Origin of the sequence: Streptomyces sp. NPDC127117, assembly GCF_042677325.1 — a bacterium.
Taxonomy (GTDB): domain Bacteria; phylum Actinomycetota; class Actinomycetes; order Streptomycetales; family Streptomycetaceae; genus Streptomyces.
The window spans coordinates 51739-76385 of sequence record NZ_JBHXTM010000028.1; the positions used below are offsets into that span (position 1 = coordinate 51739).

A 24647-nucleotide genomic window follows, 5' to 3' on the forward strand; every position below is an offset into this window, starting at 1 on the left:
CTCCGGAAGGCCCTGGACCGTGCCTCGTCCACGCAACGTACTCATGCGACCAGCGTAGGCCCCGTACGGTGCGGAGCTACGCCGCGCGCGCGTGCTGCTCCCGGCCGGGTGCCGTGGTGTGGGCGCAGGGGCGGGGCCGGGGGGCCGGGAAGCGGCGGGCGAAGGGGCGGGGGAGCGCGAGATTCACGAAGCCCTCCGCCTGCATGGCCGCGAGGGAGATGCGGGGCAGGTCGCGGGCGGTGCGGTAGACGACGAAGCGGGGCTCCCAGCGGGGCCGGAACTTGGCGTTGAACTTGTACAGCGACTCGATCTGGAACCAGCGGGACAGGAAGATCAGCAGTCCGCGCCAGGTCCGCAGCACCGGTCCGGCGCCCAGCTTCTCGCCGCGGGCGAGCGCGGAGCGGAACATCGCGAAGTTCAGCGAGACGCGCTCGACCGAGAGCCGGGGGGCCGCCTGGAGGGCGGCGACGATCAGCAGTTCGTTCATGCCGGGGTCGGCGGCGCGGTCGCGGCGCATCAGGTCGAGGGACATCCCGTCGGGGCCCCACGGGACGAAGTGGAGCACGGCCTTCACGTCGCCGTAGGGGGAGTCGCCGGTGTGCTCGTCGGCCTTGTGGGCGGTGGCGATGACGCAGTCCCCGTCGGCCGGGTCGCCGATCCGGCCGAGCGCCATGGAGAAGCCGCGTTCGTTGTCGGTGCCGCGCCAGTCGTCGGCGGCCCGGCGGATGCGGGCGAGTTCGTCCTCGCCGATGTCGCTCACGCGCCGGACCCGGGTCTCGTAGCCGAGTCGTTCAATGCGCTTCACCATCTGGCGTACGTTGCGCATCGCGCGCCCGGCGAGCGAGAAATCCGCGACATCCACCACCGCCTCGTCGCCCAGTTCCAGGGCGTCGAGTCCGGTCTCGCGGGTCCAGACCTCGCCGCCGGTCTCGCTGCAGCCCATCACGGCGGGGGTCCAGGAGTGGGCCCTGGCCTCGTCCATGAACCGTTCGATGGCGCCGGGCCATGCCTCCACGTCGCCGATCGGGTCGCCGCTGGCCAGCATCACCCCGGACACCACGCGGTAGCAGACGGCCGCCTTGCCGCTGGGGGAGAAGACGACGCCCTTGTCGCGGCGGAGCGCGAAGTGGCCGAGCGAGTCGCGGCCGCCGTGCTTCGCGAGCAGGGCGCGCAGCCGGGCCTCGTCCTCCTCGGTGAGGCGGGCGGCCGGGTGCTCGGGGCGGAAGGCGAGGTAGATGGTGGTGACGGCGGTCAGCAGACCGAGGGCGCCGAGGGAGTACGCCACGGTCCAGGAGGTGTCGCCGGCGTACTCGACGGGCCCCTCGAAGCCGAGCATTCCGTACAGCACGTGCTGGAGCCGGTCGGCGACGCTGGGACTCCCGACGACCCGGCCGGGGTGGGCGCTGACGATGACCAGCCCGAGGGCCAGTGAGCCCGCGCCGAGGAGCACGAAGTTGGCCAGTGCCCGCCAGCGGCTCCGGGGGTCGGGGAGTGCGGCGAACTCGTCGCGGTTGCGGACCAGCAGCAGGCAGAGCACCAGTGAGACGAGCGTGCCGATGACCGAGTGCCGGTAGGTGAACTGGGCCAGCGCACCGGCCGGCAGCAGTACGACGGCGGCCCGCCAGGCCCGCCGCTTGCGCCGCTTGAGCCCGTGGGCGAGCAGCAGCAGCAGGACGCCGGCGCTCAGCGAGAGCGCGGCGGCGAACGGCCCCAGCGCGCCGGGCAGTACCTCGGCGAGGGTGTGCATCCGGCTGTGCCGGAAGCGCGGGAAGACGCCCGCGGCGACATCGATCAGGCCGACGACGGTGCAGGCGGTACCGACCAGCGTCGGTACGGATTCGGGGCGCGGGCCGCGTACGAACTTACGTACAGGGCTCGGAACCGATCCCGATTTATCCCCATCTAGCGTGACAGACATCGCTTCCCGTGGTTCCGCGAGAGATTCTTGAGTCCTTCGGTCGTAGCCCTCCGGACGATGTGCGACTTGTAGGACGAGGCTTCCGGATCCGGGGTTCACCCGACAGCCGGAAATTTCCAGACAAGAAAGCTCACCCCATGGGTCTCACCAGCAATGTGTTCCTGGGTCTGGTCATCGGGCTGGCCCTGGTGTTCTTCGCCGCGACGATCTGGCTCTGGCCCCGGCTGGCCCGCCGCAGCGTGCGCGCGGTGCTGGGCCGGGTCGGCCTCTTGCTGGTGACCCAGGTGATGGTCTTCTCCTCGGTCGGTCTGCTGGCCAACAACTCCTTCCTCTTCTACGGATCGTGGGCCGATCTGCTCGGCCAGAAGCAGGATCTGGGAGTCGTCACGGACCACGCGGCCGGGACGCTGGCGGCCAAGAACATCGTCCGGGTCGGGATGCAACTGCCGGACGTGCCGGGCGCCTCGCGGCCGGTGAAGAGCGGACGGATCGACAAGGTCGTGATCTCGGGAAGGCGGTCGGGGATCGAGAGCTCGGCGTACGTGTACCTCCCGCCCGAGTACTTCCAGCCGGCGTTCGCCCGCCGCAAGTTCCCCGCCGTGGTCGTCCTCACCGGATACCCGGGCATCCCGGAGAACCTCCTGAAGGGTCTCGGATATCCGCGTACGGCGCATGAACGGGTGAAGGCGGGCCGGGCACAGCCGATGATCCTGGTGATGCTGCGGCCGACGCTGGCGCCGCCGAGGGACACCGAGTGCGTGGACATCAAGGGCGGGCCGCAGACCGAGACATTCCTCGCGGAGGATCTGCCGAACGTGGTCTCGGACGTGTACCGGGTCGGCAAGCTGGCCCACAACTGGGGCATCATGGGCAATTCGACCGGCGGTTACTGCGCGCTGAAGATCGGCCTCCACCACCCGGACCGGTTCGCCGCGAGCGTCGGGCTCTCCGCGTACTACAAGGCGGCCGAGGACCCGACGACCGGCGACCTCTTCCAGGGCGACCAACAGGCGCGCAACCGCGCCGATCTGATGTGGACGCTGGACCACCTGCCGAAGCAGCCCGACTCGTCCTTCCTGGTCACGACGTCCAGGCACGGCGAGGGGAACTACCGCTCCACCCAGCAGTTCATCTCCAAGGTGAAGTCGCCCGCCCAGGTCTCCTCGATCGTGCTCGACAGCGGCGGGCACAACTTCAACACCTGGCGGCGGGAGATCCCCTCGGCGCTGGACTGGATGAGCAGCCGCCTCAGCGAGAACTGACGCGCGGGGTTTCCCGGCTCACCCGGCGGCGGTCTTGCCGACGCTCTCCACGGTCTCGACCGCCACCTCGGCGCGCGGCACGTCCTGGGCGTCCGCGTCGATCGAGCGGCGCAGCGCCTCGTGCAGCCGGGCCGGGGTGAGCACGCCGAGGAACCGGCCGGTGGACTCCGCGTCGATGACGGCGATCCAGCCCGCGTCGTGCTGGAGCATGGTGGCGAACGCCTGCTTGAGCGGGGCGCCGACGGGCAGCCACGCCTCCATCCGGCGGGCGTGCGCGCGCACCGTACCCCCGGCCCCGGCACCGTCGGCCGGGATCCAGCCGTGCAGGTTGTCCCGGCCGTCCAGTACGACGGCCCAGCGCGCGCCCTCGGCCCGCAGCCGCTCGGTCGCCTTCGCCAGGGAGTCGTCGAGGTGGACGACGGGCGGCTGGTCGAGGTCGCCCTCCTCGATGGGGGTGACGGAGAGCCGCTTGAGGCCGCGGTCGGCGCCGACGAAATCCGCGACATAGGGGGTGGCGGGTGCGCCGAGCACGGTGGCCGGCGAGTCGAACTGCTCGATGGAACCCTGCCCGTAGACGGCGATCCGGTCGCCGAGCCGGACCGCCTCCTCGATGTCGTGCGTGACGAACAGGACGGTTTTACGGACCTGTTCCTGAAGTTTCAGGAATTCGTTCTGCAGCCGTTCCCGTACGACCGGGTCGACCGCGCCGAAAGGCTCGTCCATCAGCAGTACCGGCGGGTCCGCGGCCAGTGCCCTTGCCACGCCCACGCGTTGGCGCTGACCACCGGAGAGCTGCTCCGGATAGCGGTCGCCATAAACGGAAGGGTCAAGTCCGACAAGGTCGAGCAGTTCGGCCGCGCGTTCACGTCCCTTTCCCCGTTTCCAGCCCAGGAGATGCGGAACAGTCGCGGTGTTCTCCAGCACCGTGCGGTGCGGGAAGAGTCCCACCTGCTGGATGACATAACCGATACGGCGGCGCAGCCGGACGGGGTCGATGGCGGATATGTCGTCCCCGTCGAGGAATATCCGTCCCTCGGTCGGTTCGATCAGCCGGTTCACCATCTTCATGGTGGTCGTCTTGCCGCACCCCGACGGTCCGACGAGCGTGACCAGTTCACCCTCGGCGACCTCGAAGGAAAGGTCGTCGACGGCGGTGGTGCCGTCCGCGTACCGCTTGGTGACGTGCTCGAAACGGATCATGGTTCCCCATTGTGACGCGTGTTCTGTGAAGGACGTGTTGCTGAAATACAACGGCTCCCGCGATTGTCAGTGGTCGAGGATAGGGTCGCCCATACATACGTACGAGACGTTGACCGGGAGGTGGGGACGGATGGCCGCGGGAGAGAACTGCCTGGTGACGAACGACTGGATCTGCGGGGAGTATCTCCGTTCCCGCAGCCAGGAGTTGACCGATGCGACGGTCCAGCACATCTGGATCACCGCGGTTTCGGTGGTGATCGGACTGCTGGTGGCCTTTCCGCTGGCGCTGCTCGCGCGCCGCAGCCGCCGTTTCGCCGGACCGGTGCTCGGGCTGACGACGATCCTCTACACCGTGCCCTCGCTGGCCATGTTCTCGCTGCTGCTGCCGCTGTTCGGGCTCTCCGCCGCGCTGGTGGTGACCGGCCTGGTGCTGTATTCGCTGACCATCCTCGTGCGGAACATCCTGGCCGGCCTCGAAGCCGTCCCCCAGGAGGCGAAGGAAGCCGCGAAGGGCATGGGGTACGGCCCGGTGCGGCTGCTCTGGGAGGTCGAACTCCCGCTCGCGATGCCCGCGTTGATGGCCGGTGTGCGGATCGCCACGGTGTCGACGATCGCGCTGACCACGGTCGGCTCGATCATCGGCAGGGGCGGCCTCGGCAACCTCATAGGCGACGCGCTCCCCAGCTTCTTCAAGGCCCAGGTGCTCACCGCCTCGGTCCTGTGCGTACTGCTCGCGGTCGTCGCGGATCTGCTGCTGCTCGGTGTGCAGCGGCTGCTGACCCCCTGGACCCGAATACGTGCCGTGCGTACGGGCGCGGACACCGTGGCAAAGGCGGTCTGACCCATGGGAGTTCTCGGCGAGGCCTGGATCTGGCTCACCACCGGCGCCAACTGGTCGGGGGAGAGCGGGGCCGCCCACCGGCTCGGTGAGCATCTGTACGTCAGCGGCATCTCGCTCGCCCTGGCCTGCGCGATCGCGCTGCCGGTCGCGCTGTACCTGGGGCATATCGGGAAGGGCGGCGCACTGGCCGTCAACCTCTCCAATGTGGGGCGGGCGGTCCCGGTCTTCGCGGTGCTGGCCCTCTTCATGGTCTCGCCGCTGCGCAACGCCGGATATGTGCCGACGGTCATCGCGCTGGTGCTGTTCGCCGTGCCACCGCTGCTGACCAACGCCTACGTCGGGATGACGGAGGTCGACCGGTCGGTGACGGAGGCGGCGCGGGGCATGGGGATGTCCGGACGGCAGCTCTTCGTACGGGTCGAGCTTCCGCTCGCCTACCCGATGATCATGACCGGGCTGCGCTCCGCCGCCGTCCAGGTGGTCGCCACGGCGACGATCGCCGCGATGGTCGGCCAGGGCGGCCTCGGCCGGATCATCACCGCCGGGTTCAACACGTACAACACACCGCAGGTGGTCGCGGGGGCGGTGCTGGTCGCCGTGCTCGCACTGCTGGTGGAGGCGGTGCTGGTGGGCCTGGACCGGCTGCTGTCACCGCTGCGCCGCCGCCGGACGGCCTGAGGGCGCATGACGGCCGAGCCGGACCCGATCCGTGATCCCCGGATCTCATCCCATTTCAGATCAGACGGTTGCTGTGGACGGAGAACAACAATGAGCAAGACCTCGCGCATAGCCGGCGCGGTCATCGGCATGGTCGCGCTGGCCGGCTCGCTCGCCGCCTGCGGCGGCGACAGCCTGGAGAAGGACAAGGACAAGTCGGGCTCGGCGTCCTCCGGAGCCGCGGGCTCCGGCAAGAAGGGCTCGCTCGTCGTGGGCGCGGCCTCCTTCACCGAGTCCAAGGTGCTCGCGGAGCTGTACGCGCAGATCCTGCGCGACGCCGGATACAGCACCTCGATCACCACGGTGGCGAACCGGGAACTGTACGAGCCGTCGCTGGAGAAGGGCGAGATCGATGTCGTCCCGGAATACGCCGCGACGATCGCCGAATTCCTCAATGCCAAGGTGAACGGCACGAAGAAGGCCGAGAAGGCGCCGGTCGCCTCCGGAGACACGGCGGCCACGGTCGCCGCGCTGGAGAAGCTCGCCACCCCGCGCGGACTGAAGGTGCTCCCGGCCGGCGCGGCCGTCGACCAGAACGCCTTCGCGGTGACGAAGGAATTCGCCGGGAAGAACAAGCTCAAGACCCTTTCCGACCTCGGCAGGTCGAAGGTCGCAGTGAAGATCGCGGCCGGTGACGAGTGCGAGGTGCGGCCGTTCTGCGCACCGGGTCTGAAGAAGACGTACGGCATCGATGTCACCGGAATCGACCCCAAGGGAGTCGGTACGCCGCAGTCCAAGCAGGCGGTCAAGGACGGCAAGGACCAGCTGGTCCTCACCACCACCACGGACGCGGTGCTGGACAGCTACGACCTGGTGTTCCTGGAGGACGACAAGAAGCTCCAGAACGCCGACAACGTGCTGCCGGTCCTCAATGCCGAGGACGCCGGTTCGCAGGACATTGCCGACGCGCTCGGGAAGCTCACCAAGGCGCTCACCACCGAAGATCTCGCGGAACTGAACCGCAAGGTCGACGCCGAGCGCGCAAAGCCCGCGGATGTGGCCGCGGAGTATCTGCGCTCGAAGAGCCTCGTCCTGAAGTAGGAATCGGGGGGAATGGGGCCGTCGGGCGGGAGAATGGGGGCCGTCAGGTAACCGGGAGGGAACAGATTGCCGGGCGGCCCCCCAAGTGCCCCGTACACACGGTAAATTTCAGGCCATGCCACGTGGACGCCATCGCCATTCGCCACCTCTGCACAGAATCCTTCCGTCGTCGGCAGTCGTCGGAGTCTCGGTTCTCTGTGCCGGAAGCACCTGGCTGCTCGCCGAACCCCTGGCCCTGCGCGGTCTGGCGGCAGCAGCCGCAGCCGCCGCCGTGACCGGCGCGTATCTGATGCGCAGCTGGGACCGGGAGGCCGGCCGCAGGGTCGCGGAGCTGACCCGGGCCCGGGCCGGCGACGAATGGCGGGCCGAGGAGCGGATCGCCGAGCTGGAGTCCGACCTGGAGGAGTCGCGGGAGCTGCGCACCCGGCTGGAGACGAAGCTGCGCCGCAAGCGCGTGGAGCTCGCCAACCTGCGCGGCGAGCACGCCGCCCTGCTGCGCCGGTACGCCACCGCAGAGACCGAGCGGGCCAGCGCGCTGGAGGGCCGCAGGCAGCTCGCGCTCGAAGCCGCAGCCACGCCCCGGGAGCTGCCCGCCGCACGCAGCACCCCGACGCCGGCCGCCTATCTGCGTGCCGCCCAGGCGCTGGAGGACCTCTCCCGCAACGGGGCGCTCCAGGAGGCGCGCCGCACCGCCGAGCAGGCCAGGAAGCGTGACCTCGCGGAGCGGTCCCGGGAGGCGGAGGAGCAGCGGGGCAAGCACGCCGCGGCCGAGGACCGGACCGGCGCGCAGCACCTGCGCCCGCCGGCCGCCCTGCCCGCGCCCCGGCCGTCCGCCGCGCTGCCCCCGGCACGCACCGCCCCGGCCGCCACCGCCGTCGCCCCGTACGCGGCGTCCCGCCGCCACCCGGTGCCGCAGGGCAGCTTCGACTTCTTCGGTACGCAGAAGTCGGCGCGGGCCGCGATCGAGTCCGTGCAGAACGAGGACCTCGCCGACGTGGTGGGCGAGGAGGCGCTCGCCCAGCACCGCACCGGCAAGGCCGGGAACCAGGCCGTCGGCGAGGTCATCGACCTGACCGCCCACGACGAGACCGAGCAGCTGGACGTGGCGGAGCTGCGCAGCGCGATCTCGTAGCCGGGCCCGGCCCCCGAGCCCCGGCCCCCGAGCCCCGGCCCCCGAGCCCCGGCCCCCGAGCCCCGGCCCCCGGGGCCGGGCGGCTGCTCGCGGGGCCCGCCGGCTACTTGTCGATGTCGCCGACGACGAAGAAGAGCGAACCCAGGATCGCCACCATGTCGGCGACCAGCGTGCCCGGCAGCAGCTCGGTGAGGGCCTGGATGTTGTTGTACGAGGCGGAGCGGAGCTTCAGCCGGTACGGGGTCTTCTCACCCTTGGACACCAGGTAGTAGCCGTTGACGCCGAGCGGGTTCTCGGTCCAGGCGTAGGTGTGGCCCTCGGGGGCCTTCAGCACCTTGGGCAGCCGCTGGTTGATCGGGCCGGGCGCCAGGGCGGCCATCCGGTCCAGGCAGGCGTCCGCGAGGTCCAGGGCGTTGTGCGTCTGTTCGAGCAGGCACTCGAAGCGGGCCAGGCAGTCGCCCTCGGTGCGGGTGACGACCTTCAGGGTGTCCTGGAGCTCCCCGTACGCGAGGTAGGGCTCGTCGCGCCGCAGATCGAAATCGACGCCCGAGGCGCGGGCGATCGGCCCGGACACCCCGTACGCGTGCACGGTCCCGGCGGAGAGCACGCCGACGTCGCGGGTGCGGCCCCGGAAGATCTCGTTGCCGAGCACCAGGTCGTCGTAGACGTCCATCCGGGACCGGACCGAGGCGATGGCGTCCCGGGCGCGGCCGAGCCACCCCGCCGGAAGGTCCTCCTTGAGGCCGCCGACCCGGTTGAACATGTAGTGCATCCGGCCGCCGGAAACCTCCTCCATCACGGCCTGGAGCTCCTCGCGCTCGCGGAAGGCGTAGAACACCGGGGTGATCCCGCCGAGTTCGAGCGGGTATGAACCGAGGAACATCAGATGGTTCAGGACCCGGTTCAGCTCGGCGAGCAGGGTGCGGGTCCAGACCGCGCGCTCCGGGACCTCCATGCCGAGCATGCGCTCCACGGCCATCACGACGCCCAGCTCGTTGGAGAACGCCGACAGCCAGTCGTGGCGGTTGGCGAGCATCACGATCTGCCGGTAGTCGCGGGCCTCGAACAGCTTCTCCGCGCCACGGTGCATATAGCCGATGACCGGCTCGGCGTGCCGGATGCGCTCGCCGTCCAGGACGATGCGCAGTCGGAGCACGCCGTGGGTGGAGGGGTGCTGGGGGCCGATGTTGAGCACCATGTCGGTGCTCTCCGCCGCGCCGCCGATGCCGACCGTCGTCTCCGTCATGCGGCCAGTATCGCGCGAACGCACCCGGGCCCCGCCCCGGACCCCGTGCCCGGTCGCCCGGGGGCCGGTCTCAGCCCCTGCGCTGCATCAGCCAGCCGAAGTCGCCGAGGCCGCCCCGGGCCGTCAGTTCCGCCGCCTCGCCCGCCGAGGCGAGCGCCCGTACGTAGCCGGCCGGGTCCGTCGACGCCAGGGCCAGGGGCGGCCGTCCGCCGCTGACGCCGAGGCGGTGCAGCGCCTCGCGCTGGCTCAGCAGCTCGGGCGGCGCACCGGCGAAGGACCCGGCCGCGGCGCAGGCGTCCAGCGCCACGTGCGAGGTGAGGTCGCAGCTGCCGTCCGGTACCGGCCGCACCTCGCGGCCTCCCCGGAAGCCGGTCAGGGTGCCGAACGGGGGCCGGGCGTCGCGCACATGGGCGTAGTCCACCGCCACGGCCAGCCCCCCGGCCACCGTGGACACCGCCCGCGCCCAGGCCTCGTCGCGGGGGCGGCCGATCTCCGCACGGCTCCCCGGACCGGCCGACGGCCACCAGCGGCGCAGCCACTCGGCGTCCGCCCCGGTCACCGGCTCGCCCAGCCGCTCCGTGCCGTCCTCCGGCCGGACCAGGACGTACCGGTCGACGCCGTCCGGGCCGGTCTCGGCGACCTCGGTCGGGACGTTGTCCAGCCACTCGTTGGCGAACAGCAGCCCGTACGTCCCCGACGGCGGTTCGGCGCACCACTCGATCCGGGGATCCAGGCCGGGCGGACGGCCGGCGAGCTCCACGGCGTACGCCCTTACGTCGAGGCCGTCGCCGCCCGCGGCCGGCAGGGCGGCCAGCACCCCCGTCAACAGCTCGCCCCGGCCGGCGCCCAGGTCCACCAGGTCGACCGGGCCGGTGCCCAGTTCGTGTGCGGTCCCGACCAGCAGCCGGGCGACGGCGGAGGCGAAGAGCGGGGACGCGTGGACGGAGGTACGGAAGTGGCCCGCCGGCCCTTCGGGGCTCCGGTAGAACCCCCCGTCCCCGTACAAAGCGGTCTCCGCCGCCACCTGCCACCCACGCCACTCATCCGTCACCTGTCCAAGTCTCCACCTTGGGGAGTACGGTCCCCTGAGCCGGATCGGCCCTTCGGCTGACCCGGGCGCCCCTCGCCTGTCCCTACGCTGGGTTACGTGCAGCGCCTCTACGACTTCATCCGCAGACACCCGACGGGCGTCGACTGCTTCTGGGCCGTCGTCCTCCTCGGGCTCTCCGGCCTGTCCATGGTGGGTGGCCCGGAGCGCGGACTGGAGCGTGTCGCCGCCGTTCCGATCACTCTCGGCCTCTGTGTCGTCGTGGCGTTGCGCCGACGCGCACCGGAGAAGATGCTGCTGCTCGCCATCGCGATGGGGGTGGCGCAGCTGGTGACCGGTTTCGGGCCCGGCGTCATGAACTTCGCGATGCTGGTGATCGTCTTCACCGTGGCCACCGTCGGGGAGCGCTGGGCGTCCCGGCTCGCACTGGTCTGCAGCCTGTGCGCGGCGGGCCTGTCCAAGCTGCGCTGGCAGGGGGAGATGCCGGACACCGCCTGGCCCGAGCAGGTCTTCATCGTCATCGTGCTGACCGTGCCGTTCGTGCTCGCCTGGGTGCTGGGCGACTCGATGCGGACCAGGCGCGCCTACTTCAGCCAGCTGGAGGAGCGCGCCGCCCGGCTGGAGCGGGAGCGCGAGGCACAGTCGAAGGTCGCGGTGGCGGCCGAGCGGGCCCGGATCGCCCGCGAGCTCCACGATGTCGTCGCGCACAACGTGTCGGTGATGGTGGTGCAGGCCGACGGTGCGGCGTACGTCATGGACGCCGCGCCCGACCAGGCCCGGCAGGCCCTGGAGACGATCTCCAGCACCGGCAGGCAGGCGCTCGCCGAGATGCGGCGGCTGCTCGGGGTGTTGCGGACGGGCGATGCGCAGGAGAGCGGGGAGTACGTCCCGCAGCCGGACGTGGACCAGATCGAGGACCTGATCGAGCAGGTCAGGCAGACCGGCCTGGCCGTCGACTTCAAGATCGAGGGCACCCCGCGCCCGCTGCCCAGCGGGGTCGAGCTGACCGCGTACCGCATCGTGCAGGAGGCCCTGACCAACACCCGCAAGCACGGCGGTCCGGACGCGGGGGCCAGTGTGCGTCTGGTCTACTTCGACGACGGGCTCGGGCTGCTGGTCGAGGACGACGGCCGGGGCGCGGCGCACGAACTGTACGAGGACGGCGGCGCCGACGGCGCGGGCCACGGAATGATCGGGATGCGCGAGCGGGTCGGCATGGTCGGCGGCACGCTGGACGCCGGGCCGCGACCCGGCGGCGGCTTCCGGATCAGCGCGCTGCTGCCGCTCAAGCAGGCATAGGCCCCGGCTCTCCGGAGCTCTCCGGAATCGTCGCAGGACAGAACTTCGGACTTGCAGGACAGACAAGGAGACAGGACACCTCATGGCCATCCGCGTGATGCTCGTCGACGACCAGGTGCTGCTGCGCACCGGCTTCCGGATGGTGCTCGCCGCCCAGCCGGACATGGAGGTCGTGGCCGAGGCCGGTGACGGCGCGGAGGCGATCGAGAAGCTTCGTTCCACCGCCGTCGATGTGGTGCTGATGGACGTACGGATGCCGAGGCTGGACGGCGTCGAGGCCACCCGGCGGATGTGCGCGGAGCCGGACGCGCCGAAGGTGCTCATCCTGACCACGTTCGACCTCGACGAGTACGCCTTCTCCGGGCTGAAGGCCGGGGCCAGCGGTTTCATGCTCAAGGACGTGCCGCCCGCCGAGCTGCTCGCCGCGATCCGCTCCGTGCACAGCGGGGACGCCGTCGTCGCCCCGTCCACCACCCGGCGGCTGCTCGACCGCTTCTCCCCGATGCTGCCGAGCGGCAACAGCGAACCGCAGCACAAGGACATCGCCAGGCTCACCGAGCGCGAGCGCGAGGTGATGCTGCTGGTCGCCCAGGGCCTGTCGAACGGCGAGATCGCGGCGCGCCTGGTGCTCTCCGAGGCGACCGTGAAGACACACGTGGGCCGCATCCTCACCAAGCTGAGCCTGCGCGACCGGGTGCAGGTCGTGGTCCTCGCGTACGAGACGGGCATGGTCCGGGCCGGCGGCGGCTCCGTCTGATCGGGGCGGCCCGGCGGCGGCTCCGTCTGATCGGGGCGGCCCGGCGGCGGCTCCGTCTGGCCGGGGTGGCCCGGCGGCGGCTCCGTCTGGCCGGGGTGGCCCGGCGGCGGCTCCGTCTGGCCGGGGCGGCCCGGCGGTTCAGCGCAGGATGCCTTCCAGGAAGTCGCTGCCGAGCCGTGCCACCGAGGTCAGGTCCAGCTGGTGCAGTACGTACCGGCCGCGCCGCCGGGTGGTGACCAGGCCCGCCTTCTTCAGCACCGCGAGATGCCGGGAGACCTCGGGCGCCGTGATGCCGTGCGTGTCGGCGAGCTGGCCGGTGGTGTGCGGGGAGCGGGCGAGGTGGCGGCAGAGCCGCATCCGCATCGGGTGGGCCAGCGCCTCCATGCGCAGCTGGAGCAGTTCCACGGAGGCGGGGGAGGGCAGCTCGGGCTGGTGCACCGGGTAGTGGATCACCGGGCGCCAGCCCGGCGCGTGCAGCAGGTTGAGGTGCGGCCAGCCGAAGGTGGACGGGATCAGGGTGAGCCCGGGGCCGACGGCGCTGGTCCGGCCCTCGCTGAGCTTGTCGGCGCTGATCCTGGTCCCGGCCTCGTCGACGGTCAGCGCCGTGGACACCGCGGCCATCGCCTCGCCGAGCCCCTTGCGCCGCAGCAGGTCGTTCTTGTGCCGGGCGTCGGCGGCCAGCTGGACCTGCACCCGGCACCAGGTGTCCGCGAAGAACGCCCGGTCGCAGTCCTCGAACAGACGCCGCACCCAGGCCCGTACCGGGGCCGGGTCGGCCAGCAGCTGCTGGGCGAACTCCACCTGCCGGGGGCCGCGCGCCGCCGCCATCTCCAGGGTGCGGGCGCGCATGGTCGGATCGGTGAGCGGGGAGGGCGCGCCGAGCCCGTACAGGCTGGTGCAGGTGAACTCCAGGGCGGCGGCGACGAATCGCTCGTCGTCGAGCCGGTCGAGGATGTCGAGGTCCTCGGCGAGGTTGGCGCCCGTCCTGCCGTTGCCGCCGCGGACCCCGGCGAACGGCATGAAGACGTCCGAGAACGTGTGGCGCCACAGGAAATCGGCCTCGTGCAGCCGGTCGGCGAGGTCCGGCTCCAGTGCGCTGGAGGTCGCCGTCGCCCAGCCGTGCAGGCCCGGGTGGTGCCCCGGCTCGGAGAGGGCATGCAGGGCGAGCCCCAGCTCGGCGAGGGGGGAGGTCTCGAAGACGATGCGGTCGGGAGTCAGCCCGGCGATGTCGATGTGCACGCTCACCCCTCCATAGTGCGGGGTGCCCGCGGAAGGCCCGGCGCCATTTGACGGGGCTCGTCAATCGGCGGGCGGGGCGGGCCGGGGCCGTCCCACGCTGAGGCCATGGACGCCATTCAGCAGCACATGATCGACAGCTATCGCGCGGCCCAGCGGGGCGAGCTGCCGCCGCCACTGCCGGGCCGGCACGACTGGGGCGTGGTGCGCGAGGCCCGCGACCGGCGCCGCTTCGACGCGGTGATCGCGGGCCGCCCGGCGCGCGGCCGCCGGTGGGCGGCGCTCCGGTCCCTGCTCGGGAAGTACCGCCCGTCCGGCGTCTGAGGACGGCACCGGCCGGACGGCCCGACGGGCTCCGGCCGGGGGCGGTGCTCAGGCCAGCCGCTCCATGAACTCGCGCACCGCGTCCCGTACGTCGGCGGCGGTCCACTTCAGCCCCTCACGCCCCACCGTCACCTCGGTGAACGACATCCCGGGCGGCCCGGCGCTCGCGGGGTACCACTTGTGGAAGAGGGCGATGCCCGTCTCCTCCGCCTGCCGCACCGCCGCCTCCGTGAGGACGTCCGCCCCGTACGGCAGCCACACCTGGAACTGGTGCGTGTGCGGCGGCTCCGGATGCACCCGGAACCACGGGGCGCCGGCCGCCGAGAAGCCCTCGGCCAGTGCCCCGGCCACCACCTTCGCCTGCGCCACGTACGAAGGCAGCCGCGGCAGCTCCTGATCGAGGCCGATCAGGGCCGCGAGCGCCGCCGGGAACTGCTGGAAGAGCTGCCCGCCGTACCGGTGGCGCCAGGTGCGGGCCTCCTCGATCAGCGACGCGGGACCGGCCAGCGCGGCCCCGGAGATCCCGCCGAGGGTCTTGTAGAACGACACGTACACGCTGTCCGCGAGCGCCGCGATCTCCGGCAGCTCCCGCCCGAAGTGGGGGGCGCACTCCCACAGCCGCGCGCCGTCGATGTGCACCACCGCATCGCGTTCCCGGGCGGCCGCCACCACATCCTCCAGCTCCTCCCAGGTGGGCAGGACGAAACCGGCGTCGCGCAACGGCAGTTCCAGCATCAGCGTGCCGAACGGCTCCTCGAAGTCGCGGATCTCCTGGGCCGTGGGCAGCCGTGGCGCGGACGTCGGGTGGACGGTGCGCAACCCGCTCACCGCACCCAGCGCGCCGCGCTCGTGGACCTCGGGGTGGGCGAGGGGGTGCAGCGCCACCGTGGGGTTGCCGGTCCGCCCGGCCCAGCACCGCAGCGCGACCTGCTGCGCCATCGTCCCGGTCGGGAAGAACGCGGCGGCCTCCGTGCCCAGCAGGCCCGCGATCCGCTCCTCCAGCTCGGCCACGACGCCGTCGCCGTAGATGTCCGCGGGGCGGTCCAGATCGGTGACCGCCCCGGCCCCGGCCGCCAGCGCGGCCAGCCGCTCACCGAGCGGGAGGTTCATGGGCGCCCGGGTCAGAACCCGGTCGGCCGCGCGCCAGGCGCTGATCCGGCGCTGCCGCTGCGCGTCTTCCCCGGCGTCCTCCCCGGACCGCTCGGCGGCGTCCTCCCGGGATCGCTCCGCCGGTTCCTCTCCGGATGCCTTTCCGGATTCCTCCTGCGGTTCCTCCGCTGCTTCCGGCTGAGGCTGCCCGTCCAGGTCTGCTGTGTCTGTCATGGGACGATCATCACGCAGCGCACGTCCAGGTCCCGCACGGTTTTCCGGGTGCCCCGGGACGAGGGACGCGCCTTGCGCCCGGACTTTTCCCACAGGCTGTGGACAGTCGGGAGCCCGGACGAAACGCTGGCGTAGCATGCAGAGAAATCGTCCGGTACCCCCTGCGGACTGGAACGGAAGGCCACCGCCGCGTGAATGCAACAGCCCCCAATGACCCCCTCGAAGCGAGGGACCGCCCCGCCCGCCTCACGGTCGGCGTCGTGGGCGCGGGCCGTGTCGGCCCCGCTCTCGCCGCGTCGCTCCAGCTCGCCGGTCACCGGCCGGTCGCGGTCTCCGGCGTCTCCGACGCGTCCGTGCGCCGGGCCGCCGCACTGCTGCCCGACGTACCGCTGGTGCCGCCGGCCGAGGTCCTCGCGCGCGCCGAGCTGGTGCTGCTGACCGTCCCCGACGACGCCCTGCCCAGCCTGGTGGAGGGCCTCGCCGAGACCGGTGCGGTGCGGCCGGGACAGCTGATCGTCCACACCTCGGGGCGGTACGGGACGCGGGTCCTGGACCCGGCGCTGCGGGCCGGCGCACTGCCGCTCGCGCTGCACCCGGCGATGACGTTCACCGGCACCTCCGTCGACGTCCAGCGGCTGGCCGGCTGCTCCTTCGGCGTGACCGCCCCCGAGGAGCTGCGGCTGGCCGCGGAGGCCCTGGTCATCGAGATGGGCGGCGAGCCCGAGTGGATCGCGGAGGAGTCCCGTCCGCTCTACCACGCGGCGCTCGCGCTCGGCGCGAACCACCTGGTCACCCTGGTCGCCCAGTCGATGGAGCTGCTGCGTACGGCCGGGGTCACCGCCCCCGACCGGATGCTCGGCCCCCTCCTCGGCGCCGCCCTCGACAACGCCCTGCGCTCCGGCGACGCGGCGCTGACCGGCCCGGTGGCCCGCGGCGACGCGGGCACGGTCGCCGCGCACATCGGCGAGTTGCGCCGGCACGCCCCGCAGGCCGTGGCCGGATACGTCGCGATGGCCCGTGCCACCGCCGACCGCGCGCTCGCCCACGGCATGCTCAAGCCGGAGCTGGCCGAGGACCTGCTCGGAGTGCTGGCCGACGGCACCGGCCCCGGCACCACGGACGGCACCGGATCACAGGAGCCCCGATGACCGACACGCCCGGCACCCCTCCTCCCGGCACGCCCGACGCCTCCCGCCCCGGCACGACCGGCACCCCTCGTCCCGGCACGCCTGACGCCTCCCGTCCCGGCACGCCCGGCACCTCCCGTCCCGGCACGACCGGCGCCTCCCGCTCCGGCACGACCGGTACCCCTCGTCCCGGCACGCCCGGCACGCCCGGCACGCCCGGCACGACCGGCGCCTCCCGCTCCGGCACGACCGGCACCCCTCGTCCCGGCACGCCCGGCACGACCGACGTCTCCCGCCCCGCCGCGCCGCCGACGCCCTCCGCGGCCGCCCTGCTCCGTACCGCCGCCGAGCTCGGCGCCCGGGCCCCGCGCAAGGGGATGCGGGCCGTCGTCATGACCATGGGCGCCCTGCACGAGGGCCACGCCACCCTGATCCGCGCCGCCCGCGCGGCGGCGGGCCCCGACGGCCAGGTGGTCGTCACCGTCTTCGTCAACCCGCTCCAGTTCGGCGAGGCCGCCGACCTGGACCGCTACCCCCGCACGCTCGACGCCGACCTCGCCGTGGCCGCCGCCGCCGGGGCGGACGCGGTCTTCGCGCCGTCCGTCGACGAGGTATACCCCGGCGGCGAACCGCAGGTCCGGATCTCCGCGGGCCCCATGGGCGAGCGGCTCGAAGGGGCCTCGCGCCCCGGACACTTCGACGGCATGCTCACCGTCGTGGCCAAGCTCCTCCACCTGACCCGCCCCGATGTCGCGTTCTTCGGGCAGAAGGACGCCCAGCAGCTGGCGCTGATCCGCCGCATGGTGCGCGATCTGAACTTCCCGGTGGAGATCACCGGAGTGGAGACGGTCCGCGAGCCGGACGGCCTCGCGCTCTCCAGCCGCAACCGCTTCCTGGACGCCGAGGAGCGGCACACCGCCCTCGCCCTGTCCAAGGCCCTGTTCGCCGCCCGCGACCGGCTCGCCGCCCAGCAGGCGCTGCACGCCCGGGCGCAGACCACCTCGGCCACCACCGGCCGGGCCGCCGCGCTCACCGCGCTCGGCGAGGCCCGCGCCGCCGCCGACACCCAGGCCGTGGCCCTGGCCCGCCCGGTCGACGGGCCCTCGGCGGTACGGGCCGCCGCGCTGCTGATTCTCGACGACGCGGCGGCCGCACAGCCCCCGCTCGTCCTGGACTACCTGGCGCTGGTGGACCCGGCCGACTTCACCGAGATCCCCGACGACCGCACCACCGGCGAGGCGATCCTCGCCGTCGCCGCGAGGGTCGGCAAGACCCGCCTCATCGACAACATCCCGCTGACCTTCGGAGCCACCACGTGACCGGAATACGGCTGACCGCCCCCGCCCCCGGCTGGTCCATCGACGCCGACGTCGTGGTGGTCGGTTCCGGCGTGGCCGGTCTCACCACCGCACTGCGCTGCGCGGCCGCGGGCCTCGCCACCGTCGTCGTCACCAAGGCCCGGCTCGACGACGGCTCCACCCGCTGGGCGCAGGGCGGCATCGCGGCCGCCCTCGGCGAGGGCGACACCCCCGAGCAGCACCTGGACGACACCCTGGTCGCGGGCGCCGGCCTGTGCGACGAGGCGGCGGTCCGCACCCTGGTGACCGAGGGCCCCGACGCCGTACGCCGGCTGATCGGGACCGGCGCCCACTTCGACACCACGGACAGCGGTGACATCGCGCTGACCCGTGAGGGCGGCCACCACCGCCGCCGCATCGCCCACGCGGGCGGCGACGCCACGGGCGCCGAGATCTCCCGCGCCCTGGTCGAGGCGGTCCGCGAGGCCGCCCTGCACACCGTGGAGAACGCGCTCGTCCTGGACCTCCTCACCGACGCCGAAGGGCGTACCGCGGGCGTCACCCTGCACGTCATGGGCGAGGGCCAGCACGACGGCGTCGGCGCGGTCCGTGCCCCCGCGGTGGTCCTGGCCACCGGCGGCATGGGCCAGGTCTTCTCCGCCACCACCAACCCGGCGGTCTCCACCGGCGACGGCGTGGCGCTGGGGCTGCGCGCCGGAGCCGAGGTCTCCGACCTGGAATTCGTCCAGTTCCACCCGACGGTCCTCTTCCTCGGCGCCGGCTCCGAGGGCCAGCAGCCGCTGGTGTCGGAGGCGGTACGGGGTGAGGGCGCCCATCTCGTCGACGCGTCCGGTACGCGCTTCATGGTGGGGCAGCACGAACTGGCCGAGCTGGCCCCGCGCGACATCGTCGCCAAGGCCATCACCCGGCAGATGGCACTGCACGGCACCGAGCACATGTACCTCGACGCCCGCCACTTCGGCGCCGAGATGTGGGAGCAGCGCTTCCCCACGATCCTGGCGGCCTGCCGGGCCCACGGCATCGACCCGATCACCGAACCGATCCCGGTCGCCCCCGCCGCGCACTACGCCTCCGGCGGCATCCGCACCGACCTGCGCGGACGCACCACGGTGCCCGGCCTGTACGCCTGCGGCGAGGTCGCCTGCACCGGCGTGCACGGTGCGAACCGGCTGGCGTCCAACTCCCTCCTGGAGGGCCTCGTCTTCGCCGAGCGCATCGCGGCGGACATCGTCGAGGAGAGGCCCGGCGCGGGCCCCGCCGAAGCCGGCGACCACCGCCCGCCGTCCCCGCTGATCGCCCCGGAGGCCCGGTCCACGATCCAGCGGATCATGACCAGGGGCGCCGGAGTGCTGCGCTCCGCCAAGAGCCTGGCCACCGCGGCCGACGAGCTGGAGGCCCTGCACAACAGCGCCGCGCTGGCCGTGGCGGCGGACGAGCCCAAGGTCGCGGTGCCCGGCGTCGAGGCGTGGGAGGTCACCAACCTGCTGCTCGTCTCGCGCGTCCTGGTCGCCGCCGCCCGGCAGCGCGAGGAGACCCGCGGCTGCCACTGGCGCGAGGACCGGCCCGAGCGCGACGACGAGAACTGGCGCCGCCACCTCGTCGTCCGGCTCACCCCCGAGCGCCTGCCCGTCCTCCGTCGGACGGAGACCGAGGCATTCGGGCCCGTACGCCCCGCGCAGGCACCAGACTGCGCAGCAGCACCCCCCACCCACCCCGCCGACGTCACCGAGGAGCCGTAACCGTGAGCACGCCCGAAGAGAATCCGCGCCCCACACCCGTGGACGTACCGCTGGTCCGGATCGGGGCGCCCGCACCGTCCGAGGGCGGTTGCGGGGACGGCTGCGGCTGCGGCGGGGACTACGAGCTCGACCCGCTGGAGTGCGGCCTCGACCCGGCCCTCGCCCAGCTCCTCGCCGACGCGGGCCTGGACCCGGTCCAGGTCGAGGACGTCGCGCACGTGGCCATCGAGGAGGACCTCGACGGCGGGGTGGACGTCACCACCGTCGCGACCGTCGCCGAGGACGCCGTGGCCACCGGTGACTTCACCGCCCGTGAGGCGGGTGTCGTGGCCGGCCTGCGCATCGCCGAGGCCGTCCTGTCGATCGTCTGCACGGAGGAGTTCGCGGTCGAGCGGCACGTCGAGGACGGCGACCGGGTCGCCCCCGGCCAGAAGCTGCTGACCGTCACCACCCGCACCCGCGATCTGCTCACCGGCGAGCGCAGCGCGCTCAACCTGCTTTGCCGGCTCTCCGGTATCGCGACCGCCACCCGTGCCTGGGCCGATGTGCTCGAAGGCACCAAGGCCAAGGTCCGCGACACCCGCAAGACCACCCCGGGCCTGCGCGCCATGGAGAAGTACGCGGTGCGCTGCGGCGGCGGCGTCAACCACCGGATGTCGCTGTCGGACGCGGCGCTGGTCAAGGACAACCACGTCATCGCCGCGGGCGGCGTCGCCGAGGCATTCAAGCGGGTACGGGACGAGTTCCCGGACGTACCGATCGAGGTCGAGGTCGACACCCTCCAGCAGGTCCGCGAGGTGCTCGACGCGGGCGCCGACCTGATCCTGCTGGACAACTTCACCCCGATCCAGACGGCCGAGGCGGTCGCCCTGGTCGGCGGCCGCGCGGTCCTGGAGTCCTCCGGCCGGCTCGCCCTCGACACCGCCCGCGCCTACGCCGAGGCGGGCGTCGACTACCTGGCCGTCGGCGCGCTCACCCACTCCTCGCCGATCCTCGACATCGGCCTGGACTTCCGCGACACCGACGGGGCCGGCGCCTGATGCTGCTCACCATCGACGTCGGCAACACCCACACCGTCCTCGGCCTGTTCGACGGCGAGGAGATCGTCGAGCACTGGCGGATCTCCACCGACGCCCGCCGCACCGCCGACGAGCTGGCCGTGCTGCTCCAGGGCCTGATGGGCATGCACCCGCTGCTCGGCATGGAGCTGGGCGACGGCATCGAGGGCATTGCGATCTGCTCCACGGTCCCGGCCGTCCTGCACGAGCTGCGCGAGGTGACCCGCCGCTACTACGGCGACGTCCCCGCCGTCCTCGTCGAACCGGGCATCAAGACCGGGGTGCCGATCCTGATGGACAACCCGAAGGAGGTCGGCGCGGACCGCATCATCAACGCGGTCGCCGCCGTCGACCTGTACGGCGGTCCGGCGATCGTCGTCGACTTCGGCACGGCCACCACCTTCGACGCGGTCTCCGCCCGGGGCGAGTACACCGGGGGTGTCATCGCCCCCGGCATCGAGATCTCGGTCGAGGCGCTCGGCGTCAAGGGCGCCCAGCTCCGCAAGATCGAGCTGGCCCGGCCGCGCAGCGTGATCGGCAAGAACACGGTCGAGGCGATGCAGTCGGGCATCATCTACGGCTTCGCCGGGCAGGTCGACGGCGTCGTCGCCCGGATGAAGAAGGAGCTGGCGGCCGACCCGGAGGACGTCACCGTCATCGCGACGGGCGGCCTTGCGCCGATGGTGTTGGGCGAGTCCTCCGTCATCGACGAGCACGAGCCCTGGCTCACCCTGATCGGCCTGCGCCTGGTGTACGAGCGGAACGTGTCCCGGATGTAGCGGACAGCGGCCGTACCTGCGGGAACGGCTCGCGGCGGCGGGGCCCGCCGCCGCGCCGCCGACAGCCAGTTAAGCCGATTTTGTCCATTTAGCACGTATTGTCGCGTCATGCCCACGCCTTACGGATCACGCGGCGGCATGGCGTTCAGCGCGGACGAGCTGCGTGTGCTCCGACGCGCCCTCGCCATCGCCCTCCATCCCATGCCCCTGCCGGACGAGGACGTCCAGGACTGCCTGCGGCTGGCCGGCGCCGTGGACGAGGCGGTCGGCGAGGCGGGACGGCTGCGCACGTTCCTCCTCGCCGACCTCGTCCGCTACCGCAACGCCCTCCCCGGCTCCGTCAGCGGCTACCTGGAACTGCTCCAGGACGCCCTGGCGGGCGGATACGACCCCGGCCCCGACGACCTCGCCGCACTGCGCGCGCTGCGCCACAGGCCGGTGGCCGCGGCGCTCCTGGAGCGCTGCCAGGTGCTCGCCGAGCGGTCGGTACGGGCCCGCCTCGCCGGCCGCGCCGTGTCGGCGAAGGCCCCCGCGCCGCGCAGCAGGCTGCTCGCCCTGCCCGGCGGCCGGGCCGCCGCCGAACCCGAACGGCCCAAGCCCCCGGCGGAACCTGCCCGGCCCACCCGGCCGTCCGGGCGCCCCGCGCCGAAGCCCTCCGAGGTCTTCCCGCCCCGCCGCCGCCCGGTCCCGCCGCCGCAGCAGCGTGCCGCGGGGTAGCGGAGGGGCGGCGCGGAAGCCCGTACCGGCCTCGCTACTCTGGACGGCATGGACTACGTATCCGCGCTTGTTCCCCCCGTGGTGATGGCCGTCTTCTTCATCGGCCTCGTCGTGACGATCGTCAAGAGCCAGGGCGGTCCCAACAAGGCCAAGGAGGACGCGGCCGTGGACCTGGCGATCGGCCGCGCCGAGTCGGTCCAGCAGGCCCCGCGCGCCGACGGCGCCTGACCGGCACCCCGCAGCACACGAAGGGCGCACGGCTCCCCGGGAGTCGTGCGCCCTTCTGCCGGATCAATAAACCGGTCATTGCGCGCATGTGGCACTAAAGTGACATTGTGCCCCGCCAATTGGGAGATCTGGAAGACGCCGTGATGACACGGGTCTGGCAATGGAACCGCCCGGTCACCGTGCGGGAAGTCCTTGAGGACCTTCAGCAGGAACGCTCCATCGCCTACACCACCGTCATGACGGTAATGGACAATCTCCATCAGAAGGGCTGGGTGCGCAGGGAAGTCGACGGCCGCGCATATAGATATACGGCGGTCTCCACCCGCGCCGCCTACTCGGCCGCACTGATGAACGAAGCATGGTCGCGCAGTGACAACCCCGCGGCCGCTCTTGTCGCCTTCTTCGGCATGATGTCCGCCGAGCAGCGCGAAGCCCTCCGGGACGCCATGCGGATCGTTCAGCCCGACCTCTCCGGATCCGCCGAGCCGCAGTCCGGCGAACCCGCCGATGAACCGGCCGGCGCCGCGAGTGATGAAGCGGCCGAAGATCCGGCCGATGGGGCGGTCCCGGAGGCCGGGCGATAGCGTCGGGGTATGTCCTCAGAGCTTCCGCAAGCCGATTCCCGTACAGAACCGTCGGCCATAAACACGGCCATCACAGTCCGGCGGGCCAGGACCAGCGATGTGGCATCGGTCCGCCGTCTCCTCGACGGGTACGTACGTGAAGGCATCCTGCTCGACAAAGCGACCGTGACGCTTTACGAGGACATCCAGGAGTTCTGGGTCGCGGAACGCGACGAGGACGCCCGGGTCGTCGGCTGCGGCGCACTGCACGTGATGTGGGAAGACCTCGCCGAAGTGCGTACTCTCGCCGTCGACCACAGCATCAGGGGCGCCGGAGTCGGCCATCAAGTGCTGGACAAGTTGTTGCAGACCGCCCGCTGGCTGGGCGTGCGACGGGTTTTCTGTCTCACCTTCGAAGTCGACTTCTTCGCGAAGCACGGCTTCGTGGAGATCGGAGAGACACCGGTCGACGGAGATGTCTACAGCGAGCTGCTGCGTTCCTATGACGAGGGTGTAGCAGAGTTCCTGGGTCTCGAACGAGTGAAGCCGAACACCTTGGGCAACAGCCGGATGCTTCTGCATCTGTGACCGCGATCTGCGACTGCCACAAGAAGCCGGAACCCTATGTCCGAATCGCGCATGTTTCCCGCGTTCCCGCGATCCTGAACCTCTCCCGGGGGTTTGTGTTTTCCGGGGAAAAGCGGTTTCCTTTCCGCGTACTGCATTTTCGATGAAAGGGAATCCAGTGGCACAGAAGGTTCAGGTCCTTCTTGTCGATGACCTCGACGGCGGCGAGGCGGACGAGACGGTCACGTTCGCTCTCGATGGCAAGACGTACGAGATTGACCTCACGACGAGCAACGCGGACAAGCTCCGTGGTCTTCTTGAGCCGTACACCAAGGGTGGCCGGCGTACGGGTGGCCGCGCGGCGTCCGGCCGTGGCAAGGGCCGCGCCGTTACGGGTGGCAACAAGGACACCGCCGAGATCCGTAAGTGGGCGCGCGAGAACGGCCACAATGTGAATGACCGGGGCCGTGTACCCGCGGAGATCCGCGAAGCTTACGAGAAGGCCAACGGCTGAGCTGTCGACCCAACCGTCGACGCTCCCGTTCGGGCACGCAACAACCGGGCCCGGTGGCATTCCGTCGCCACCGCGTCCACCAGCCGTACGAGATCGGGAGCACCCCCACCCCTGCTCCCGAGGCCGGCGAGGGCCGGTAGTTCCGACCCTTCCTCGTGTCGAAGCCCGGGGGGCCGCAGCCACACGGCGGTCCCCGGCCGGCCCGCCATCCGTCCGGGCGGCACCGGCGCGGTGATCCGGCCGCCCGCGCCGATGGCGGTCAGCGAGAGGGCGACGCCGCCCCACTCCAGCCAGTCGAGCAGCCCGGGCAGTTCGTCGGCGCTCCCCGCCGCGACGAGCAGGTTCATCCGTACTCCGGACAGCGCCACGGGCCCCGTGCGGTCCAGCCGCCGCAGCGCCGCGTGACCGGCGGCCGCGGGCACCTGGAGCACGTCGAACCGCAGCCCGGTGAGCAACCGCACCGGCGCGGTCCCCGCCGTCGCCCAACCGAGTTCGCGTTCGTACCACTGCGCCCAGCGGGCACAGTCGCCGTTCTCCCGCTCGCCGGTGACCGATGGCGTGGGGTACGGGACGGTGATGGCCATGCCGGAAGAACGGCCCGGACGCCCCGGGGGTTACGCAGAGTCCGTGAGCGGGTGCGCATTGTGTCCGGGATGCGGGCGTAGGGGCGCATTCGGGAGCGCCAATATGTT

General features: G+C 72.1%; 25 protein-coding genes. 18 read left to right on the forward strand and 7 right to left on the reverse strand.

The window, feature by feature from the left end; genetic code table 11:
- Positions 1 to 76: 76 nt before the first annotated feature.
- Complete coding sequence (locus ACFVH0_RS24140; RefSeq protein WP_385823194.1) at positions 77 to 1918, reverse strand: phosphatidylglycerol lysyltransferase domain-containing protein; 1842 nt, start codon at positions 1916 to 1918, stop codon at positions 77 to 79.
- A 137-nt stretch (positions 1919 to 2055) separates the two neighbouring features.
- Between ACFVH0_RS24140 and ACFVH0_RS24145 the strand changes: the two genes are divergently transcribed.
- Positions 2056 to 3180 (forward strand): alpha/beta hydrolase, encoded by a 1125-nt coding sequence (locus ACFVH0_RS24145; RefSeq protein ID WP_385823196.1) that lies wholly within the window; start codon positions 2056 to 2058, stop codon positions 3178 to 3180.
- Positions 3181 to 3198: 18 nt separating this feature from the next.
- On the opposite strand, the gene ACFVH0_RS24150 is transcribed toward ACFVH0_RS24145, so the two are convergent.
- Positions 3199 to 4380, reverse strand: coding sequence for an ABC transporter ATP-binding protein (locus tag ACFVH0_RS24150; RefSeq protein ID WP_385823198.1), 1182 nt, complete (start codon positions 4378 to 4380; stop codon positions 3199 to 3201).
- 130 nt (positions 4381 to 4510) lie between these two features.
- Between ACFVH0_RS24150 and ACFVH0_RS24155 the strand changes: the two genes are divergently transcribed.
- The 4 genes from ACFVH0_RS24155 to ACFVH0_RS24170 all read left to right on the forward strand — a co-directional run bounded on the left by ACFVH0_RS24155 (position 4511) and on the right by ACFVH0_RS24170 (position 8111).
- A complete protein-coding gene (locus ACFVH0_RS24155) occupies positions 4511 to 5221 on the forward strand; it encodes an ABC transporter permease (protein ID WP_385823200.1) in 711 nt (236 codons plus the stop codon).
- Positions 5222 to 5224: 3 nt separating this feature from the next.
- Positions 5225 to 5899, forward strand: a complete 675-nt coding sequence (locus ACFVH0_RS24160; protein ID WP_385823202.1) for an ABC transporter permease — start codon at positions 5225 to 5227, stop codon at positions 5897 to 5899.
- A gap of 90 nt (positions 5900 to 5989) precedes the next feature.
- A complete protein-coding gene (locus tag ACFVH0_RS24165) occupies positions 5990 to 6979 on the forward strand; it encodes an ABC transporter substrate-binding protein (RefSeq protein ID WP_385823204.1) in 990 nt (329 codons plus the stop codon).
- A 115-nt stretch (positions 6980 to 7094) separates the two neighbouring features.
- The gene (locus ACFVH0_RS24170; protein WP_385823206.1) at positions 7095 to 8111 is read left to right on the forward strand and encodes a hypothetical protein; all 1017 of its coding nucleotides are present in this window, start codon (positions 7095 to 7097) and stop codon (positions 8109 to 8111) included.
- A 103-nt stretch (positions 8112 to 8214) separates the two neighbouring features.
- On the opposite strand, the gene ACFVH0_RS24175 is transcribed toward ACFVH0_RS24170, so the two are convergent.
- Both ACFVH0_RS24175 and ACFVH0_RS24180 read right to left on the reverse strand, forming a co-directional pair.
- Positions 8215 to 9357 carry an NADH-quinone oxidoreductase subunit D gene (locus tag ACFVH0_RS24175; protein WP_385823208.1) on the reverse strand — a complete coding sequence of 381 codons (1143 nt, stop codon included), beginning with the start codon at positions 9355 to 9357 and terminating at the stop codon, positions 8215 to 8217.
- Between the two features lie 70 nt (positions 9358 to 9427).
- A complete protein-coding gene (locus ACFVH0_RS24180) occupies positions 9428 to 10408 on the reverse strand; it encodes an SAM-dependent methyltransferase (RefSeq protein WP_385823210.1) in 981 nt (326 codons plus the stop codon).
- Positions 10409 to 10504: 96 nt separating this feature from the next.
- Between ACFVH0_RS24180 and ACFVH0_RS24185 the strand changes: the two genes are divergently transcribed.
- Positions 10505 to 11704 carry a sensor histidine kinase gene (locus ACFVH0_RS24185; RefSeq protein ID WP_385823212.1) on the forward strand — a complete coding sequence of 400 codons (1200 nt, stop codon included), beginning with the start codon at positions 10505 to 10507 and terminating at the stop codon, positions 11702 to 11704.
- A gap of 82 nt (positions 11705 to 11786) precedes the next feature.
- Positions 11787 to 12461: a response regulator gene (locus ACFVH0_RS24190; protein ID WP_385823214.1), complete on the forward strand. Its 675-nt coding sequence runs from the start codon at positions 11787 to 11789 to the stop codon at positions 12459 to 12461.
- Between the two features lie 138 nt (positions 12462 to 12599).
- Here the strand turns inward: ACFVH0_RS24190 and ACFVH0_RS24195 are convergent, their stop codons facing one another.
- The gene (locus ACFVH0_RS24195; protein WP_385823294.1) at positions 12600 to 13700 is read right to left on the reverse strand and encodes a DUF5937 family protein; all 1101 of its coding nucleotides are present in this window, start codon (positions 13698 to 13700) and stop codon (positions 12600 to 12602) included.
- A 105-nt stretch (positions 13701 to 13805) separates the two neighbouring features.
- Here ACFVH0_RS24195 and ACFVH0_RS24200 point away from each other — a divergent pair, with 105 nt between their 5' ends.
- Positions 13806 to 14021: a hypothetical protein gene (locus tag ACFVH0_RS24200; RefSeq protein WP_385823216.1), complete on the forward strand. Its 216-nt coding sequence runs from the start codon at positions 13806 to 13808 to the stop codon at positions 14019 to 14021.
- A 48-nt stretch (positions 14022 to 14069) separates the two neighbouring features.
- On the opposite strand, the gene ACFVH0_RS24205 is transcribed toward ACFVH0_RS24200, so the two are convergent.
- Positions 14070 to 15344, reverse strand: a complete 1275-nt coding sequence (locus tag ACFVH0_RS24205; protein ID WP_385823218.1) for a threonine aldolase family protein — start codon at positions 15342 to 15344, stop codon at positions 14070 to 14072.
- A 191-nt stretch (positions 15345 to 15535) separates the two neighbouring features.
- Here ACFVH0_RS24205 and ACFVH0_RS24210 point away from each other — a divergent pair, with 191 nt between their 5' ends.
- The 10 genes from ACFVH0_RS24210 to ACFVH0_RS24255 all read left to right on the forward strand — a co-directional run bounded on the left by ACFVH0_RS24210 (position 15536) and on the right by ACFVH0_RS24255 (position 23955).
- Positions 15536 to 16492, forward strand: a complete 957-nt coding sequence (locus tag ACFVH0_RS24210) for a Rossmann-like and DUF2520 domain-containing protein (RefSeq protein ID WP_385823220.1) — start codon at positions 15536 to 15538, stop codon at positions 16490 to 16492.
- A 356-nt stretch (positions 16493 to 16848) separates the two neighbouring features.
- Positions 16849 to 17790: a pantoate--beta-alanine ligase gene (panC, locus tag ACFVH0_RS24215; protein WP_385823296.1), complete on the forward strand. Its 942-nt coding sequence runs from the start codon at positions 16849 to 16851 to the stop codon at positions 17788 to 17790.
- Positions 17787 to 19529, forward strand: a complete 1743-nt coding sequence (locus ACFVH0_RS24220; RefSeq protein ID WP_385823222.1) for an L-aspartate oxidase — start codon at positions 17787 to 17789, stop codon at positions 19527 to 19529. The genes panC and ACFVH0_RS24220 overlap by 4 nt, the downstream gene beginning before the upstream one ends.
- Before the next feature lie 2 nt (positions 19530 to 19531).
- Complete coding sequence (gene nadC, locus ACFVH0_RS24225; RefSeq protein WP_385823224.1) at positions 19532 to 20569, forward strand: carboxylating nicotinate-nucleotide diphosphorylase; 1038 nt, start codon at positions 19532 to 19534, stop codon at positions 20567 to 20569.
- Complete coding sequence (locus ACFVH0_RS24230; RefSeq protein ID WP_266731910.1) at positions 20569 to 21366, forward strand: type III pantothenate kinase; 798 nt, start codon at positions 20569 to 20571, stop codon at positions 21364 to 21366. The genes nadC and ACFVH0_RS24230 overlap by 1 nt, the downstream gene beginning before the upstream one ends.
- A gap of 138 nt (positions 21367 to 21504) precedes the next feature.
- Positions 21505 to 22083, forward strand: coding sequence for a hypothetical protein (locus ACFVH0_RS24235; RefSeq protein WP_385823298.1), 579 nt, complete (start codon positions 21505 to 21507; stop codon positions 22081 to 22083).
- A 48-nt stretch (positions 22084 to 22131) separates the two neighbouring features.
- The gene (locus tag ACFVH0_RS24240; protein WP_124719475.1) at positions 22132 to 22311 is read left to right on the forward strand and encodes a hypothetical protein; all 180 of its coding nucleotides are present in this window, start codon (positions 22132 to 22134) and stop codon (positions 22309 to 22311) included.
- Positions 22312 to 22418: 107 nt separating this feature from the next.
- Positions 22419 to 22895: a BlaI/MecI/CopY family transcriptional regulator gene (locus ACFVH0_RS24245; protein ID WP_385823227.1), complete on the forward strand. Its 477-nt coding sequence runs from the start codon at positions 22419 to 22421 to the stop codon at positions 22893 to 22895.
- Positions 22896 to 22904: 9 nt separating this feature from the next.
- On the forward strand, positions 22905 to 23462 hold the full coding sequence (locus tag ACFVH0_RS24250; RefSeq protein WP_385823229.1) for an amino-acid N-acetyltransferase: 558 nt from the start codon (positions 22905 to 22907) through the stop codon (positions 23460 to 23462).
- A 157-nt stretch (positions 23463 to 23619) separates the two neighbouring features.
- Entirely contained in the window at positions 23620 to 23955 is a 336-nt protein-coding gene (locus ACFVH0_RS24255) for an Lsr2 family protein (protein WP_072487060.1), read from the forward strand.
- Here ACFVH0_RS24255 and ACFVH0_RS24260 read toward each other — a convergent pair.
- A complete protein-coding gene (locus ACFVH0_RS24260; protein WP_385823231.1) occupies positions 23934 to 24539 on the reverse strand; it encodes an SCO3374 family protein in 606 nt (201 codons plus the stop codon). The genes ACFVH0_RS24255 and ACFVH0_RS24260 overlap by 22 nt on opposite strands.
- Positions 24540 to 24647 lie beyond the last annotated feature (108 nt).